The organism is Pseudomonas sp. CFBP13508, assembly GCF_005233515.1.
GTDB classification, from domain to species: domain Bacteria; phylum Pseudomonadota; class Gammaproteobacteria; order Pseudomonadales; family Pseudomonadaceae; genus Aquipseudomonas; species Aquipseudomonas mercuritolerans.
This window is the reverse complement of sequence record NZ_QFZZ01000010.1, coordinates 1-18,327: the sequence shown is the minus strand read 5'-3', so window position 1 is coordinate 18,327 and position 18,327 is coordinate 1. Positions and strand designations below refer to the sequence as shown.

11 protein-coding genes and 2 tRNA genes are annotated in these 18,327 nt (G+C 59.2%); 6 read left to right on the top strand and 7 right to left on the bottom strand.

Annotation, left to right across the window (positions count from 1 at the left end; translation table 11 throughout):
- The first annotated feature begins 24 nt into the window (after nt 1–24).
- Nucleotides 25–2,712 (top strand): hypothetical protein, encoded by a 2,688-nt coding sequence (locus tag PspCFBP13508_RS23645; protein ID WP_137215845.1) that lies wholly within the window; start codon nt 25–27, stop codon nt 2,710–2,712.
- Nucleotides 2,713–2,796: 84 nt separating this feature from the next.
- On the top strand, nt 2,797–7,449 hold the full coding sequence (locus PspCFBP13508_RS23640; RefSeq protein ID WP_241669545.1) for an NEL-type E3 ubiquitin ligase domain-containing protein: 4,653 nt from the start codon (nt 2,797–2,799) through the stop codon (nt 7,447–7,449).
- Between the two features lie 45 nt (nt 7,450–7,494).
- Here the strand turns inward: PspCFBP13508_RS23640 and dnaB are convergent, their stop codons facing one another.
- The 7 genes from dnaB to rnr form a co-directional block, all read right to left on the bottom strand.
- Nucleotides 7,495–8,892 (bottom strand): replicative DNA helicase, encoded by a 1,398-nt coding sequence (gene dnaB / locus PspCFBP13508_RS23635; RefSeq protein WP_039756905.1) that lies wholly within the window; start codon nt 8,890–8,892, stop codon nt 7,495–7,497.
- Between the two features lie 119 nt (nt 8,893–9,011).
- Nucleotides 9,012–9,458, bottom strand: a complete 447-nt coding sequence (gene rplI / locus PspCFBP13508_RS23630; protein WP_003221136.1) for a 50S ribosomal protein L9 — start codon at nt 9,456–9,458, stop codon at nt 9,012–9,014.
- An 18-nt stretch (nt 9,459–9,476) separates the two neighbouring features.
- Complete coding sequence (locus PspCFBP13508_RS23625; protein WP_016771937.1) at nt 9,477–10,370, bottom strand: hypothetical protein; 894 nt, start codon at nt 10,368–10,370, stop codon at nt 9,477–9,479.
- 36 nt (nt 10,371–10,406) lie between these two features.
- A complete protein-coding gene (rpsR, locus tag PspCFBP13508_RS23620) occupies nt 10,407–10,637 on the bottom strand; it encodes a 30S ribosomal protein S18 (protein ID WP_002551829.1) in 231 nt (76 codons plus the stop codon).
- Nucleotides 10,638–10,666: 29 nt separating this feature from the next.
- Nucleotides 10,667–11,089, bottom strand: a complete 423-nt coding sequence (gene rpsF, locus PspCFBP13508_RS23615; protein WP_016771938.1) for a 30S ribosomal protein S6 — start codon at nt 11,087–11,089, stop codon at nt 10,667–10,669.
- A 297-nt stretch (nt 11,090–11,386) separates the two neighbouring features.
- Nucleotides 11,387–12,151 (bottom strand): 23S rRNA (guanosine(2251)-2'-O)-methyltransferase RlmB, encoded by a 765-nt coding sequence (gene rlmB / locus PspCFBP13508_RS23610; protein ID WP_024011372.1) that lies wholly within the window; start codon nt 12,149–12,151, stop codon nt 11,387–11,389.
- Complete coding sequence (gene rnr / locus PspCFBP13508_RS23605; RefSeq protein WP_024011371.1) at nt 12,148–14,778, bottom strand: ribonuclease R; 2,631 nt, start codon at nt 14,776–14,778, stop codon at nt 12,148–12,150. The genes rlmB and rnr overlap by 4 nt, the downstream gene beginning before the upstream one ends.
- A gap of 225 nt (nt 14,779–15,003) precedes the next feature.
- On the opposite strand from rnr, the gene PspCFBP13508_RS23600 reads away from it, so the two are divergent.
- The 4 genes from PspCFBP13508_RS23600 (at nt 15,004) to PspCFBP13508_RS23585 (ending at nt 18,243) form a co-directional block, all read left to right on the top strand.
- A tRNA-Leu gene (locus tag PspCFBP13508_RS23600) sits at nt 15,004–15,090 on the top strand.
- Nucleotides 15,091–15,270: 180 nt separating this feature from the next.
- A tRNA-Leu gene (locus PspCFBP13508_RS23595) sits at nt 15,271–15,357 on the top strand.
- A gap of 310 nt (nt 15,358–15,667) precedes the next feature.
- Nucleotides 15,668–16,678, top strand: a complete 1,011-nt coding sequence (locus PspCFBP13508_RS23590) for an extracellular solute-binding protein (protein ID WP_016771941.1) — start codon at nt 15,668–15,670, stop codon at nt 16,676–16,678.
- Nucleotides 16,678–18,243, top strand: a complete 1,566-nt coding sequence (locus PspCFBP13508_RS23585) for an iron ABC transporter permease (protein WP_137215844.1) — start codon at nt 16,678–16,680, stop codon at nt 18,241–18,243. The genes PspCFBP13508_RS23590 and PspCFBP13508_RS23585 overlap by 1 nt, the downstream gene beginning before the upstream one ends.
- The last annotated feature ends 84 nt before the right edge of the window (nt 18,244–18,327 follow it).

Here is an 18,327-nt window from a genome sequence, read left to right as displayed (position 1 = left end):
GTGAAAATTGAAGGAAGACAGGCAATGCCATCCAAACCGCCAAGCAGAGGCACGACGACCGTCTCGGTTCATCCACCGCGCCTTTATGACTCGCCAATCAGGTCCGGTTTCACACCGCACTTCGACGGCGGGCCGACGCCGAGAATCCCCACGCGCCCGACGCCGCCAGCGCCCACGGCAACCGATGCCGGACTTCATCGCATTATTTCCCTGCCACCGCCGGTATCGGTCAGGGCGGTAGTTGCTTCATGGCCGGACCCGACCGTGCGCGAACGCCCTTTGAAGGATTACTGGATCAATCCGCTCATGGTTGTCCCTGCCGCCGACCACCGGGGCATTTCGACTTTCCGCGGCCGTCACTATGTCAAAGTGCCGGAGGGCGGCACCGTGCAGGTGGGTCTGGACCCGGCCGGCCGTTACCGGGCGAAGCTGCCCAGCGAATTGTATCCGTCCGGGCCACTGTTGCAGCTCGACGCCGACCTCGGCCTCTGGCAACCGGCCGAAACCTCTTCGCCAATGACTTACCCGTTATCCGCCACGCGACTGGAAGCGTTTCGCACCGATCTGGATTTCAGCACGGTCGCCCCGGACAGCGATGGGCTCTTGCGTTTTGACGGCAAGCTGTACGCACGGATTGACAATCACGCCTATCAAGTCTTGCACGATCTCGAAGCTTCAATGCCGCGCAGGGCAGTGATGCGCATCGTTCGCGCCGACGATCCGGTCGCGACCGCTGAGAACAATATATACGTGGCATCGCGCCCCGGCAGATCGGAACCCATCGCCTTTGACTCCCGCTACGGCTGGCAGGGAACCATCGTATACGGTGCAGCGGGCATGCCAAAAAAGACTACAGAACCGCTGAGTGTCGCCCTGGAGCGTTTCGAAGTGTCTTCTGAACTGGAGCGAATAAAGCGGGGGAGCCAGAAAGCTCAAAAGAAACGGCAAAAGCTTATATCCGCATGGCTGACTGCAAAGGGTCTGGAGGCAGAACCTGCCGGGAAAACCGCAGGTGAATTAACCGCACTTGTTGATCGCGAAATGCACAGCGAAAGGGACCTGAAGCGGCTTGGCAAGGCACTGGAATACTATGAGAGCAAAAAGTCCGTCATCAAGAACATCAGGACGGACGACCAGTACAGAAACGAAATGATTGCGCTGCAAAAAGAACAAATGTTCGCCTACCAGCAACTCATAGAATGTGGCCTGTCGCGCCGCGCACTGGAAGGACCGTTGCTCGATCTCGACCCGGAAAGGCTGCCACATACGGTCACTTTCCTCAGCAGATTGCTGGAGCGCATGAAAAAGCGTCAGCTCGTTGCCGACAAACTGCTGAAAAAATGGAAAGTTTCGGCAGATGATCTGGGCCAGGACGTTCTTTCACCGATGGATACTCATGACGTAGTTGCCTCCTGGGTCCTGACCAAAAGCTTGCTGCTGGACAATCCTCGATCAAGCGGGGATACCCCTCAGGCCTCTGAACTGGCCGTCCAGTTTGGTCAGATGACTTTCGTCTACGGAGCGCTCGACACCTTTGCGCCTCCCTCACACCCTGCTGTGCTACGTGACCTGTCGCAGCAATGCGCCGCTATCCGCGACCGGTATGAACGGCTTGACCTGCCAGACGGAGATTTGCAGGCCACTTCACGCAATGAAATCAATGCAGAAATCCATGCGTTTGAGCAAACTCTGGAAAACCGCCTGACCCATATTTACCACGCCCAGCCCGACAGAACCGCGCTGACAGCTCATGAACTGCCGATTGACTTTGACTTCATTCCGCCACAGGCCGCAACGGGTCCAAAAACCATACACTGGCGACTCTTTCGCGCAAAAAAGCATGGCGTTTATAAAATTCATTTCGGCGAGGCACGACGGACCACGCGGGGTGAGGAAGTCATAAGCGTCAAAAACCTGCTTGATCCGAAACAACCCGGACAGATCTATGAGCGCAGAGACGGCGAATGGCGCCCGGCGCAGACGTTGCAGCACAAACAGCTTTCCACGCTGATCAGCGAAGCCAATCGGCATTTGCAGCAATCCGAATCCTGCGTGGTGACCGCCGTCAATCAGGAAAAGTCGAAATACCATCCCGACAATATTGTAGAAACGCTCGAAATACGGGCCAAAGAGCTGGACGACACCGCTTTTGATCTTCAGCGCTTCGAAACCATCGATGCCCGGGCCCCCGCCCTCATCCAACGACTTCGGCAGGAGAGTCAACGCCTGCGCGACACGGGCGAAAACATTCGCATACGGATCTACAAGGACAAAAACTTTCTGTGCGTTGACCGGCTGATTTATCTGATGGATCACGCGCGGGTCAACGTGCGCAAAACCCACCAGCGATTACGCAGAGGCAAGGGCAAGAACAGCGAGTATCTGGACCTTTACTCGATCAGAGATGCCACTGACGACAGAGAGCTCTGGCACGCGCATTTCCATTATCCGGCACCGGACACGCCAGAGCTGAACTTCAGCGTGCGCGGCGCCCATCTGAAAACCCTCCAGCAAAGCGCGCGGGGCATCAGTTCACAACGCCGGGAAGAACGGGCGGGGCGCGAACACGTCACCATCTGGCGCGAACATTTCGACGGGCGCACGGCGCAGAGAGTTTTCGACATGGCCGCGAACGCTACTCCCCTCGCCAATCCCGGGCCATCAACCAGCTCGAAGCAGCAGCCAAGGCTCACCTCAAGAGCCGGTCAGTGATACCTCTCAGGCAATGATGCCGAACAGCCGGGGAGCACCGGATGCCGAGTGCTGCCAGGCAACCTCTACAAGGAATGTAAAGACATGCCAATCAAGATAGCCACCAAAGGCAACACCACCGTCGATGTCCATTTGCGGCCGGATACGCCAGTGGATCCACCCGCGCTACGCCCTGACATAACCCTGCGACCTGGCTTGGAAGCCGAAACGCTGATTACACCACCACGGCCGGGCAGTACCACAGGCAGCGCTGACGCTGACGCAATCGGTCTGGCTCCGACCGTTACTGTGCACCCCACCCGGTCAGGACAGGATAGCGTTGATCTCGGCGACCGATCGCTGGAACACTATCGACTCTCCCTTACACCCAGCCTGCCCGCTGCCAATACCGAGGGTTTGAGATTGTTCAAGGGCCGCCAGTACGTAGAGCTGGCCGATGGCGGCTTAGTGCAGGTTGGCAAGGAATCGCAGAGCGGTCTCTGGCGGGCCACGCTGGCGAGCGAATTGACGCCCACAGGGCCGGCGATGCTGCGAAACCCCGACGACGGGCTGTGGCATGCATTCGAGCACTCGCAGCCAACCACGTTTGCCCTGTCAGCGACCCGCCTGGAGGACTTTCGCACTGCACTGGACTTCAGCAGCGCCATAGGCGACAGCGACGGTCTGCATCGCTTTGAAGGAAAGCTCTACGCCGTGATCGACAATCACGCGTATCAGGTACTGCAAGATCTCGATGCCTCGACGCCCTGGTCGCAGGTGATGCGCATCGTCAGAGCCGAAGATCCGGTGGCCGTCGATGCGGACAATCACTACGTCGCCTCACGACCGGGTCGCTCGCAAGCGATTGTGCTGGACCCAAGCGAGGGCTGGGTCGGTGTCAGCACCGGGGGCGCCGGCGGGATGCGGCGGGCAGAGCGGAATCCGTCCGCTCGTCGAAGTCTGGCAGAGCGCTTCTTCGCGTTCACCCACCGTTCGAGCCGACCCGAGGCTCGGGTACGAAAACTCTATCCATCGTTCGACGATCAACAGGTTGCAGCCTTCCTTCGAACGCTGGGTGACGACGTCGACGGCGGACTGACCACGAAGGAGACCGAGTACAGCAACCTGGAAAAAGACCTGCAGGCGTGGACAGCGACACACAAGCATCTGACCGTTCCTTCAGCGCAAGGGCCTGTCACCAATTGGGCAAATACCGTCGCTAACGGAATCAAACGCTGCTGGAGTCAAGAAACGACGCAATTGCGTTTTCCCCTCAGTCACGCACCGTTGCCTGCCCTGAGAGCGGATTTCAACCATGTCCGTTTTCTGGAAATGGACTCGGTGGCGTGGTCGCCTGCTGCAGAAACCTTTTTGAGCGGCTTTAGCGGCCTGCAGAGTTTGAAAATTACCCGCTCGGGCCTGGAAAAACTGCCGGCAGCCGTCAGCCAAATGCACAACCTGACCGAGCTGAATCTGCGCACCAACAAGCTCCAGCTTGATGAGGCCAGCGCCGCCGCACTCGGCAGCCTGGCAAACCTGGAGGTCCTTGTCCTGACGAAAAACCCTTTGGGCAAGTTGCCCGATTTCAGCGCGATGTCCAACTTGCAAGAGCTGGACCTTTGCGCCACAGGCATCGAGGGCTGGCCGACCGGCCTGAAGGGACTGACCGCTCTGAAAAAGATCGACTTGCGCCATAACAAGCTGCAAGAGGTGCCCGCCGAGCATCTGAACCCAGCGGACGACCAGTTCGAAGCCATTGTCCATATCAACCGTCACATCCTGCTGGAGAACAATGCGTTCCCCGCCGATTACTGGCAGAAGTTCGAGCGCTTCTGGCTGCAGGCGGAGGCCAGGAAAGCCGAGTGGGCCGCTGGCGCTCTGGAAGGCGCTTTCAGGCTCAAGGAAGGCATTGGCGTCATTGACCGGACGCGAAATCTGTATGCGCATCTGGACGTGGCCGGCGCGAAGAAATTCATCATGGGGCTGGGCGACGATACAGACGCGGTGCTGACTCGGCGCAGCGAAGCGTTTGCTCAGTTGGACACGAGCCTTGATGCCTACAAGCAATCCTGTGCACTGCTGAGCAACGCCGGCCAACGCAAACGGGCACTCGAGACTGCGACGGCGATCAGGCAATGCTGGCTTGACCAGACGCAAACGACACTGACGCTCGATTACCTCGGTCTGGTCGGGATACGCAACAAACAATCCATGCTGCCGGACCTGAGCGCAGACTTCGGACACGTGCGCAAACTGACACTGATCGGGGTGGAGTGGTCGCCGGCCGCCAATACTTTCCTGTCCGGCTTTAGCCATCTGCAGCACCTGAGCATTGGAAATTCAACGCTCGACAAGCCACCGACGATGCTCAGTCAAATGCAAACGCTCACCTGGTTGAATCTGGGTTCCAACCAGATTGAACTGGATGCGCAAGCCGTCGCGACAATCGCTGGCCTGAACCGATTGACCCATCTGAACCTGTCGCACAATCCATTGAAGATAACGCCGGACGTCAGCGCCATGTCAGGCTTGACCACGCTGAACCTGAGTCATGCGCAGATCTCCCGCTGGCCGCTCGGACTGCTGAACAAGACCGCTTTGACTGGCGTCGATTTGGGCAGCAACCTTTTAACCGACGTTCCCGAGGCCCACCTCAACCCGCCCGCCGATCAACTCGCCGCTGTTGCGCGGATCAACAATGTCACGTTATTGACAAGCAATCCCGGCATTCCCTCCAGCTATGTGAGGAAATTCGAAGGTTACTGGCGTCGCCTGAACACAGCACATCCGGAGTTGATGACCCCGGTCCACCCTTCAGCCTTCGACCATGACAAATCGCGGGCGCAACGCTACCACCGCCTCTATCCAGCCAAAAGCATCAACGACTGCCGCAAATACCTGTGGGGCCTCGAGCCTGGCACCGTGGGCACGAGGCTGAGTCAGCTCGAACGCGAGTTCGCGGTTTTGAACCAGCAGCTCGACGCATGGGTATTTTCCGGGGGAGGTAACCGTCAAGGTTATATTCCTGCCAACCAACTCATGCTCAATGCCGAAAACCGAGCTGACCGGACCACGGCGCGAGACCGGATCATCAACTGCTGGCGGCAGGAAACACCGCAGCAGACGGCATTTGACGGGACCAGTATAGGCCTGGAGCTGGACCTCAGCGGTCTGAACCTGCCAAGCCTCCCGGATATCGACGCGGACTTCAGCCATGTGGGTTCGGTCAAGCTCCGCGATATGCACTTGAGTGCTTCGCCCGAAGGCTTCCTTACCCGTTTCAGGCACGCGCGCTGGCTGGATCTTTCCAAAAACCAATTGCGCGTACTGCCCCCGGCCATTGGCCAAATGAACGGGCTGACCAAACTGTTCCTGCAGCACAATGAAATATCCCTGACCGTCGATACGGCACGGATCCTGTCGGAACGCACCACCCTGCGAGCGCTATGGCTGAGTAACAACCGGCAACTTGGCATCGTCCCGGACTTCAGTCGGATCCCCGACATGCGTTCGGTCAATCTGGCTAGCACAGGCATTTCGGAATTTCCTGTCGGCCTCAGCGCACAGCCCTCCCTGGACACCGTCAACCTCAGCAATAACCGCATTGAGCAAATTCCGGACTTCGTCTTTGACGCGGTGCCGTTCCAAGTCAACGATGTAACCAATATCCGCTTCAACCAGTTGAACAACCAGTCCCGCGCCCGTCTGGTCGAATATGCCGGGCGCCTCGCAGCCGCCGGCATGTTCATGAGTGGCAGGAATAATCTGATCGACACAGGGCTGAGCATGAACATGCCGAACATCAGGGCCCTCCTGCTGGACACCATGACGCGCTGGACCGTCGGGTTGCCAGCCACCGAAGTCGCCACAAGACGACAGCAATGGCAAACCGTGCGCGATGAGCAAGGTTCCGATGGGCTGTTCAACACGATTGACCGCCTGCTGAGCGAGCCCGCCAGCCACCCTGACCTGCAACGCAGGGTCTGGAACCTGATCGACAGCATCACGGAAAACACTGCTCAATCCGAACATTTGCGCCGGGAAGTACTGGACCGCGCGGGCGACCCGGCATGTTGTGACCGGGCGGCGTTCACGTTCACCAATCTGGAAGTGCTGACCCTCGCGCACAAGGCCCGCTCCCAGGCCCGTGACGAGGCACAAGGCAAACAACTGTCGGCATTGTCCAAGGCCCTGTTCCGTCTGCATGAGGTCGACAAGATTGCCTCAGCGGATATCGCCCAGCGTGAAGCCCGCATCGCCGCGTCCAGAACACCTGAGGAGGCACGAGTGTTCGGGCCTCCTCGCGTACCCGAAGAAATCGAAGTGCGGCTGTTCTATCGCTTTCGCCTGAAGGATCGTCTGCAACTGCCGGGACAGCCGGAACGGATGGGCTTCGCCCGATTGGCGGACGTGTCGGAGGCACAACTGAATGCCGCGTATGAAAAGGTGATCGCGCAGGATAATTCGCCGGAAGAGTTTCAGGCACTGGTGGCCAGAGAGTTCTGGCAGGAGTTCATCACGCACAAGTACCGGTCGCAGTTTGAAACACAACGCGATCCCTTCCAGACGCGCCAGGCGACGCTAGATGATGCGCATTCGGCCAGTGAGCTTTCATTCGTCGACTACAAGGCACAATCGATGTCGCTGCAAGCCGAGTTGGCAATCAAGGAAGCGGAGTTGATCACAACCCTGAGCCGGCAGGAACTCAGCGAATATGCGATGCAAAATTCCGAAACGGCAGCAGTTGAAACTGAATAACCGCTGAAACAGAGGGGCAACTGGCCGGCATGACCCGGCCAGTTGTCATTCGTCGTCGTCGAAGTTGTAACTGCCCGGCGCGAGGTTTTCGAAGCGCGTGTATTTGCCGATGAACGCCAGCCGAATGAAACCGATCGGGCCGTTACGCTGCTTGCCGATGATGATTTCGGCGATGCCCTTGTGCTCGGTCTCCGGGTGATACACCTCGTCGCGATAAACGAACATGATCACGTCGGCGTCCTGCTCGATCGCTCCGGATTCGCGCAAGTCGGAGTTCACCGGGCGTTTGTTCGGGCGCTGTTCCAGGGAACGGTTGAGCTGCGACAGGGCAACTACCGGGCAGTTGAATTCCTTGGCCAGGGCTTTCAGGGATCGCGAGATCTCGGAAATCTCGTTGGTGCGGTTGTCACCGCTGGAACCGGGAATCTGCATCAGTTGCAGGTAGTCGATCATGATCAGGCCGACCTCGCCGTGCTCACGCACCAGACGCCGGGTCCGCGCGCGCATTTCCGACGGGCTGATACCAGCGGTGTCATCGATGAACAGTTTGCGGTCGTTGAGCAGATTGACCGCCGAAGTCAGGCGCGGCCAGTCGTCGTCTTCGAGTTGGCCGGAACGCACCTTGGTCTGGTCGATTCGGCCGAGCGAAGAGAGCATACGCATGATCAGCGATTCGCCTGGCATCTCGAGCGAGTAAACGAGCACCGCTTTTTCGCTGCGCAACACGGCGTTTTCCACCAGGTTCATCGCGAAGGTGGTCTTACCCATCGACGGACGGCCGGCAACGATGATCAGGTCGGACGGCTGCAAGCCGCTGGTCTTCTCATCGAGGTCGGTGTAGCCAGTGGACAGGCCAGTGATGGCGTCGGCGGTGTTGAACAACGTGTCGATGCGATCGATGGCCTTGGTCAGCAGCTCATTGACGCCGACCGGGCCGCCGGTCTTGGGCCGCGCTTCGGCGATCTGGAAGATCTGCCGTTCGGCTTCGTCGAGGATTTCTTCCGCGGTGCGGCCTTCGGGGTTGAAGGCGCTGTCGGCAATCTCGGTGCTGATACCGATCAGTTGGCGCAACGTCGCGCGCTGGCGGACGATCTGCGCATAGGCCTTGATGTTGGCGACGGACGGGGTATTTTTCGCCAGTTCGCCGAGATAACCAAGGCCGCCGACTTGCGACGTCTGGCCTTCCTTGTCCAATTGCTCGGCAAGGGTCACGACGTCGATCGGCGAGTTCTGATCGGCCAGTTTGGCGATCGCGCGGAAAATCAAACGGTGGTCATGTCGATAGAAATCGCCGTCGGAGACTTGATCGAGCACGCGTTCCCAGGCGTTGTTGTCCAGCATCAGACCACCGAGTACAGCCTGTTCAGCCTCGATGGAATGCGGCGGCACCTTCAGGGCAGCGGTTTGCAGATCGTATTGCTCGGGAGCGGAGATATCGTTCATGGCCACTTGAGTATTAGTGAAAAGCAGGGAATTCAGAAAGACAAAGGGCACGACCTGTAAACAGGATCGTGCCCGATGTTAACCGCCTGACGGACAAGCCGCCAGCCGATCCGTGTTGCTTAAGCTGCTACCACGACAACGCGTACGGTGGCTTCAACTTCGGCGTGCAGGTGCACAGCCACGTCGAATTCACCCACGTTGCGGATGGTGCCGTTCGGCAGACGAACTTCGCTCTTCTGCACTTCAACGCCGGAGGCGGTCAGTGCGTCAGCGATGTCGTGAGTACCGATCGAACCGAACAGCTTGCCTTCGTCGCCAGCGGTGGCAGTGATGGTCACTTCCAGCTCGGCCAGTTGGGCAGCACGGCTTTCAGCCGATGCCTTACGGTCTGCGGCGGCTTTTTCCAGCTCGGCGCGACGCTCTTCGAACGCAGCCAGGTTGGCAGCGGTCGCAGCGGTAGCCTTGCCGAAAGGCAGCAGGTAGTTACGGCCGTAACCGGCCTTAACGTTTACTTTGTCGCCCAGGTTGCCCAGGTTGGCGATTTTTTCCAGAAGGATCAGTTGCATGTGAAAATCCTCTAACTTTTAACCTTCACCGTTCGCGCTGTCGGTGTCTTTCGACACGTGACGACCGCGAAAATCAATCAGGCTGTCGACAATGGCCAGAACCACGAGCAACGGATAGATCAGCTGCATGAACAACAGCAGCGTGACGTACAACCCCACCAGCCAGAAACCGGCCAGTCGCTTCTGCCCGACCAGCCCGTGAATCAGGGCCAGCCCGGCGAACACCAGCGGTACACTGCACAACGGCGTCAACATGGCCATCTGTGCACCGAGATTCGGGCCCAGAAGCATCAACGCCAGCAGTAACATCGCCGGCCCCAGCGGGATGCGGATGGCGCGAAACTCGCGACCGAAACCACCCGGGTTGTACAACAACGCCTGCCAATGCCGCCCGACAATCAGGCTCAGCACGCTGACGATCTGCAACAAGGCCGCAATCAGTCCGGTCAGGACCGGTGCAATCAGGGACGCAAAACGCGCTTGCTCATCGACCGACAATTGCTTGTAGGTCTCACCGAGAAGTGCCGGCATGACCTTTATAAGGGCCTGTGCGAGCATCTCGATCTGGGCCGCAAACGCGACCCCGAGCACCACTGAAAACACCACTCCGATCACTACGCTGACCAGCAGCGTGCGGACCCAGGATTCGCTTGCGCGCAAAACCAACGCAAGCCCCGAAGACCCCAGCAGCACGAGAAGTGCCCGTGGGTCGTCGGCATACAGCCACCAGATCAAGGCCGGCAGCAGTCCCAGTGACAGAACGCCCAGGGCGTCCGTCAATCCGCGCCGCAGCAGCACAAGGCTCCCGGCGGCAGCACCCAACCAATACAACAACGGCAATGTTGCACATCCGGCCACCACGAGAGTGGCCTGCATTCGGCCTCGCATGATGAACTCAGCTAAGGCGCGCATGCATTCAATCCTTTGCTACTTGTCGACTGCCCGGTCTCAGCGGCCGTGGCTGTCGGTGTAGGCCAGCAGGGCCAGGAAGCGGGCGCGCTTGATAGCGGTGGCCAGCTGACGCTGATAACGAGCTTTGGTACCGGTGATGCGGCTTGGAACGATTTTGCCGGTCTCGGATACGTAGGCTTTCAGAGTGTTGAGATCTTTGTAGTCGATCTCTTTCACGTCTTCAGCGGTGAAGCGGCAGAATTTACGACGACGGAAGAAACGTGCCATTTGATAGGCTCCTTAATAAGGTCCGTGGATTACTCGTCAGCGTTATCGCTGTTGTCGCTGTCATCACTGTCGGTGCCTTCGGCGCCTTCGTGCTCAGGACGGTCGCGACGCTCACGGCGCTCACTGCGGTTTTCTTCAGCCTTGAGCATCTCGGACTGGCCGGTAACGGCTTCGTCGCGACGGATGACCAGGTTACGGATCACTGCATCGTTGTAGCGGAAGTTGTCTTCCAGCTCGGCCAGGGCCTTGCCAGTGCACTCAACGTTCAGCATCACGTAGTGAGCCTTGTGAACATTGTTGATTGCGTAGGCCAGTTGACGACGGCCCCAGTCTTCCAGACGGTGGATTTTGCCGCCGTCTTCTTCGATCAGCTTGGTGTAACGCTCAACCATGCCGCCGACTTGCTCGCTCTGATCCGGGTGGACCAGAAAGATGATTTCGTAATGACGCATGAATGCTCCTTACGGGTTGTAGCCTGCCGCTCAAAAACGGTCAGACAAGGAGTGAATGACACTTATGGACTTGCTGGCACGGGGCACATGCGTGCCTGCCGTCACAGCAAGGGGCGCAATTGTAGAGAAGGGACTGCGGGGGCGCAAGGCAATTGGTGATTATTTGAACAACCACCGGGCGACCCGTGTAGGAGCTGCCGAAGGCTGCGATCTTTTGACTGTGATTTTTTTCAAAGCAAGATCAAAAGATCGCAGCCTCGTTGCACTCGACAGCTCCTACAGGCCTCGCAGTAAAGCTTATTTTTTTGCGGCAGCCTTGGCTTTTGCGCCGCGCTGGCGCTGGGCTTCGAACAGGCACACGCCTGTGGCGACCGAGACGTTGAGGCTGCTGACACTGCCGGCCATCGGCAGGTTCACCAGATAGTCGCAGTGCTCGCGGGTCAGGCGGCGCATGCCTTTGCCTTCAGCGCCCATGATCAGAATGGTCGGGCCGGTGAGGTCCTGGTCATAAATGCTGACCTCGGCTTCACCGGCCGTACCGACAACCCACAAACCGCGCTGCTGAAGTTTTTCCAGAGTGCGAGCCAGGTTGGTCACGGCCACCAGCGGAATCACTTCCGCCGCGCCGCAGGCAACTTTACGCACCACCGGCGTCAGCGTGGCCGACTTGTCCTTCGGCACGATCACCGCCAGCGCACCGGCCGCATCGGCCGAACGCAGGCAGGCGCCGAGGTTGTGCGGATCGGTCACGCCGTCGAGCACCAGCAGCAGCGGAGCGCCTTCGGTGCGATCGAGCAACTCATCAAGCATCGCCTCGCCCCAGACCTGACTCGGGCTGACTTCCGCGACCACGCCCTGGTGCACGCCTTCAACCCAGGCGTCCATTTCGCGGCGCTCGGCCTGGCCGACCTGAACACGGTTTTCATTGGCCAGCTCGACCAGCGTCTGCACGCGCGGATCGTTGCGGCTTTCCGCCAGCCAGATCTGCTTGACGCGCTTGGGATGGTGACGCAGCAACGCTTCTACCGCGTGAACGCCGTAGATTTTTTCCAACTGACTCATGACTTCGCCTTCGGTTTACGCGCCCCGCCACTCTTGGCTGGAGCGGAACCCGCTTTTGGCGGGCCCTTACGGTGTTTGCTTGGCTTGGCTGGCTTGCCGTCGGTCGCCCTGTCAGGCGCCGACCGTCCGGTCTTTCCCCCGGACGCCGCTTTACCACCGTTTTTCGCATCGGCCAGCAAGGCCTTCTTCAATTCACGGCTTTTGCGCAGTTCAGCGTTTTTCGCCACGGCATCGCTCGGGCGATAGGCTTCGGCAACCTTTTCCTTGGCCGGACGACGGCTGGCGGTTTTCGCTGGAGCCTTTTCTTCCGCAGCCTTGGCAGCAGGCGCAGCGGTTTCGGCGCCACGTTTCTTGCGACCGATCGGCGCGCTGATGGTTTTCTCGGCCATCTCGAAGTCGATCTTGCGCTCGTCAAGATCAACGCGCATGACGCGTACTTCAACGGTGTCGCCGAGACGGAAACTGCGACCGGTGCGCTCGCCCGCCAGGCGGTGATGCACAGGATCGAAGTGGTAGTAATCACCCGGCAGCGCGGTGACGTGTACCAGGCCTTCAACATAGATATCGGTCAGTTCGACGAACAGACCAAAACCGGTCACGGCGGTGATCACGCCCGGGAACGACTCGCCGACGCGATCCTTCATGAACTCGCACTTGAGCCAGTTCACCACGTCGCGGGTCGCTTCGTCGGCACGGCGCTCGCTCATCGAGCACTGCTCGCCGAGCTGCTCCAGCGCTGCTTCGTCGTACGGATAGATGCGCGCCTTGGGAATGGTCATCGCACCGGCACGACGAACGTGCGGGGTATCCTGTTTCGAATGGATCACGCTGCGAATTGCCCGGTGCGTGAGCAGGTCCGGGTAACGACGGATCGGCGAGGTGAAGTGGGTATAGGCTTCGTAATTCAGGCCGAAGTGGCCGTCGTTTTCAGCGCTGTACACCGCCTGGCTCAATGAGCGCAGCATCACGGTCTGGATCAGGTGGAAATCCGGACGATCCTTGATGCTCGCCAGCAAAGCCTGATAATCCTTCGGCGACGGACCGTCTTTGCCTTTGTGCAGGGACAGACCGAGCTCACCAAGGAACGCGCGCAGTTTTTCCAGACGCTCTGGCGGCGGACCGGCGTGAACGCGATACAGCGCAGGAATTTCGTGCTTCTTGAGGAATTCGGCAGTGGCCACGTTGGCCGCCAGCATGCATTCCTCGATCAGCTTGTGCGCATCGTTACGGACAGTCGGACGGATTTCGGCAATCTTGCGCTCGGAACCGAAGATGATCCGGGTTTCCTGGGTTTCGAAATCGATCGCGCCACGCACGTGACGGGCAGCCAGCAATACTTTGTACAAGGCGTAGAGCTGCTTGAGGTGCGGCACGACGTCGGTGTACTCGCCGCGCAATTTGCGCGCTTCGGTCGCCTTCGGCGTTTCCAGCATCGCGCTGACCTTGTTGTAGGTCAGACGGGCGTGGGAATGGATCACCGCCTCATAGAAGCAGTAGTCGGTCATTTCGCCGGACTTGGAGATGGTCATCTCGCAAACCATAGCCAGACGATCGACTTGCGGGTTCAGCGAGCACAGGCCGTTGGACAGCTGCTCCGGCAGCATCGGGATCACGCGCTCGGGGAAGTACACCGAGTTGCCGCGAACCTGAGCTTCGTTGTCCAGCGCCGAGCCGATCTTCACGTAGCTGGAAACGTCGGCAATCGCCACGTACAACTTCCAGCCACCGGAGAACAGGCGCAGCTTGCCCGGTTTGGCTTCGCAGTAGACCGCGTCATCGAAGTCGCGGGCGTCTTCGCCGTCGATGGTGACGAACGGCAGATGGCGCAAATCGATGCGCTTCTCTTTGTCTTTTTCTTCGACTTCCGGCTTGAGCTTGGCGGCTTCTTTCACAACCGCTTCAGGCCAGACGTGCGGAATATCGTAAGTGCGCAGGGCAACATCGATTTCCATGCCCGGCGCCATGTAGTTGCCGACCACTTCGACCACATCGCCTTGCGGCTGGAAGCGCGGCGTTGGCCAGTGGGTGATTTTCACTTCGACGAACTGACCGATCTGCGCGTTGGCGTTGCGCCCCGGCGTCACCAGCACTTCCTGCTGGATCTTCGGATTGTCGGCAACCACGAAACCGATACCGCCCTCTTCGAAGTAGCGGCCAACGATGGTTTCGTGAGCGCGGGACACTACTTCAACGATCACGCCTTCGCGGCGACCACGGCGGTCGAGCCCGGAAACCCGGGCCAGCGCGCGGTCACCGTCGAACACCAGACGCATTTGCGCCGGGCTCATGAACAGGTCGTCGCTGCCGTCGTCCGGCACCAGGAAGCCGAAACCGTCACGGTGACCGCTGATGCGGCCGAGAATCAGGTCGAGCTTGTCCACCGGCGCATAAGTGCCCCGGCGGGTGTAGATCAGTTGAGCGTCGCGCTCCATGGCGCGCAAGCGGCGGCGCAGGGCCTCGATCTGGTCTTCTGTGGTCAGACCAAACTCTTCGACCAGTTGCTCGCGGGCAGCAGGCGAACCCCGATCGGCGAGGTGCGCCAGGATCAGTTCGCGGCTGGGAATAGGGTTTTCGTATTTTTCCGCTTCACGAGCGGCCTCGGGATCGAGGGACTGCCAATCGGCCATTAGAGAGTTTTCACCTTGTCTATATACGGGTTAGTTTGGCATAGGCGCCGGGAAACGGGAAATTTCCGCTTCTATAAGGCTGTGCAAGGCCTTGTATCGACGCTCCGACACCGTTTTGAACGCCGCTGGTAAAAAAATTCAGTTTTTTCTGCGGCAGGGGTTTACAGTTAAAAAGACGCTCCGTATAGTGCGCGCCATCGACGACGCACAAGCGCTTTCGATGATGCCCAGGTGGTGAAATTGGTAGACACGCCAGCTTCAGGTGCTGGTGACCTTACGGTCGTGGAAGTTCGAGTCTTCTCCTGGGCACCAATTTCGAGTTTGAGACTAGATCAGTTTCAACACTCACACAAAACCCGCGAAAGCGGGTTTTTTGCATTTGCGGGAAAGCTTTTGTTCACACTGATTTATTAAAACCAAATCAGGGGTTTACAGATCAAAAAGGCCTCCGTATAGTGCGCCACATCAACAGCGGCAACGCTTGCGATGATTGCCCAGATGGTGAAATTGGTAGACACGCCAGCTTCAGGTGCTGGTGACCTTACGGTCGTGGAAGTTCGAGTCTTCTTCTGGGCACCAATTCAAATTCAAGGTTCAGGCCTTGGATTTCACAAAAACCCGCGAAAGCGGGTTTTTGCGTTTCTGGCTTCCTGAATTTCCGCAGGTCCCGCAGGAGCGTGTAGGAGCTGACGAGTGCAACGAGGCTGCGATCTCTTGATCTTGCTTTTCCCCGTAACTCGCAGGAGGCAGATCAAAAGATCGTCGAACGCGGCCCGAGCCTTCGGCAGCTCCTACCCGATCACCTTGCCCCGCACAAGGCGCACTTGAGAAACAATATCGTTTATCATTGTTGCAAGTTTTTGCAATGCGACAGTGAGGAACCCTGCGAATGACGTTTCGAAATACCCTGCGCCGAGGCCTGACCTTCACCCTCCTCGGCCTGGCACTCGCCACTCCCCTCACCCAGGCTGCCGATGCGGTTTCCCTGACTCTCTACAACGGCCAGCACAAGGAAGTCGGCGACGCGATTGCCAAGGCTTTTGAAGCCAAGACCGGCATTCACGTCAACGTGCGCAAAGGCAGCAGCAACCAGCTCGCGAGCCAGATCATCGAAGAAGGCGACCGCTCGCCCGCCGATGTGATCTACACCGAAGAGTCGCCGCCGCTGAACAACCTCGGCGAACAGGGTCTGCTGGCCAAGGCCGATGACGCCACCCTAGCGGTTTTGCCGGAAAAATACGTCGCCGCCAACGGTACCTGGATTGGCGTTACCGCCCGCGTCCGCGTGGTCGCGTTCAATCCGAAACTGATCGATGAAAAAGATCTGCCGAAATCGGTAATGGAATTTTCCGAGCCGCAGTGGCAGGGCAAGGTCGGCTTCGTCCCGACCAGTGGCGCCTTCCAGGAACAAGCTGTAGCAATCATCAAACTGCACGGGCGTGACGCTGCCGAAGAATGGCTGACCGGCCTGCGCGCGTTCGGCAAGACCTACAGCAACAACATGGTCGCGCTCAAAGCTGTGGAAAACGGCGAAGTCGCTACCGTGCTGGTGAACAACTACTACTGGTTCGCCCTGCAACGCGAGAAAGGCAAGCTCGATTCCAAACTGCATTACTTCACCGGCGGCGACGCTGGCGGCCTGATCACCGTGTCCAGTGCTGCCGTGCTGAAATCCAGCAAACATCCAAAAGAAGCCCAGCAATTCCTCGCCTTCATGGCCAGCGAAGAAGGTCAGCGCGTGATCACTCAGACCACCGCTGAATACCCGCTGCACAAAGGCATGGAATCGGATCGCGGCCTCAAGCCGTTCAGCGAACTGGAAGCGCCGAACGTCACCCCGGCGGATCTGGGCAACGCTGAAGAAGCGCTGGAACTGGAACGCGAAGTTGGCCTGAACTGATGGCAGCATCGTTATCGGCCCCCGCCGCGCGCGGGGGTTATGTACCAAGGCGCAAACGTCCGTCGATCTGGCTGGTGCTGCCGGTGTTGCTACTGGTGGTCATGAGCCTGCTGCCACTGGCCTATGTCGGACTGAAAGCCTGGCAGGCCGGATGGGCCGAGGCGCTGCACCTGTTGTGGCGCCCGTATGTGTTTGGCCTGCTGCGCAACACCTTGGCATTGATGGTCGGCGTGACGGTTACCTGCGCCGTGATAGGTCTGTCGCTGGCGTGGCTGCTGGAGCGCAGCAATCTGCCAGGGCGGCGCCTGTGGGGCGTGATCCTGTGCCTGCCGTTTGCGGTGCCGGCGTTTGTCAGCAGCTTCACCTGGGTCTCGCTCAGCGCGCAATTCGAAGGCCTAGGCGGGGCGATTCTGGTGATGAGCCTGTCGAAGTATCCGCTGATCTTCCTGCCAGTAGCGGCGACCCTGCGCAATCTCGATCCCTCCCTCGAAGAATCCGCCCGCACGTTGGGACAGAATCGCTGGGGCGTATTTTTCCGCGTCACCCTGCCGCTGCTGTGGCCATCGCTGCTGGCCGGTTCGCTGCTGATTGCCCTGCACATGCTGGTGGAATTCGGCGCGCTGTCGATCATCGGCCTGCAAACCTTCACCACGGCGATCTACCAGCAATTCGAACTGGAATTCAGCAATGCCAACGCCGCGATGCTTTCGGCGGTGTTGCTGGCGCTGTGTCTGCTGCTGTTGTGGCTGGAGCTGCGGGTGCGTGGCAAGGGCCGGCATGTGCGCACCGGCCAAGGCGCGGCGCGACAGGCTGAGCAAGTGAAGCTTGGGCCATGGGCGGCGGCAGGTCAGTTGTATTGCCTGTTGCTGGCGATTATCGGCAGCGGCATTCCGTTGGGGATGTTGGCCTACTGGCTGGCGGTCGGTTCGTCGGCGGCGCTCCCGGTAGCGGCGATCACCGAGGCGCTGTTGTCATCGCTGGCATTGTCATTGGGCGGTGCGGCGCTGTGCCTGGTGCTGGCGGTGCCGGTCGGGTTGCTGGTGGTGCGCTATAAAGGCCGATTGGCAATCTGGGCCGAACGCCTGCCTTATCTGTTGCACGCGCTGCCGGGGCTGGTGATTGCGTTGACGCTGGTGTATTTCGCCCTGCATTACGTGCCAGTGCTGTATCAGACGTCGGGCTTGCTGCTGATCGCCTATGCGCTGCTGTTCCTGCCATTGGCGCAGGCGCCGATCCGCACTGCGCTGAACAAGGCTGCACCGCAGCTGGAAGAAGCGGCGCGGACATTAGGCGCATCGTCGTTCACCGCGTTTTGCCGGGTGACCTTACCGATCATTTTCCCGGCACTGGGCGCAGCGTTTGCGCTGGTATTTCTTGATGCGATGAAGGAATTGACGGCAACGTTGCTGCTCAGCCCAACCGGACTCAATACATTGGCGACCGAAGTCTGGGCGCATACGGCGAATGTCGAGTTTGCGGCGGCGGCGCCTTATGCGGCGTTGTTGATTGTGGTCTCGGGGTTGCCGGTTTATCTGCTGACGACGCGGATGTATCTGAGCCGCTAAAAGATCGCAGCCTTCGGCAGCTCCTTGTATCTCGACTAACGCTCCGTCAGGAGCGATAGTTCTCGACTGATCATCGAGGGAGGG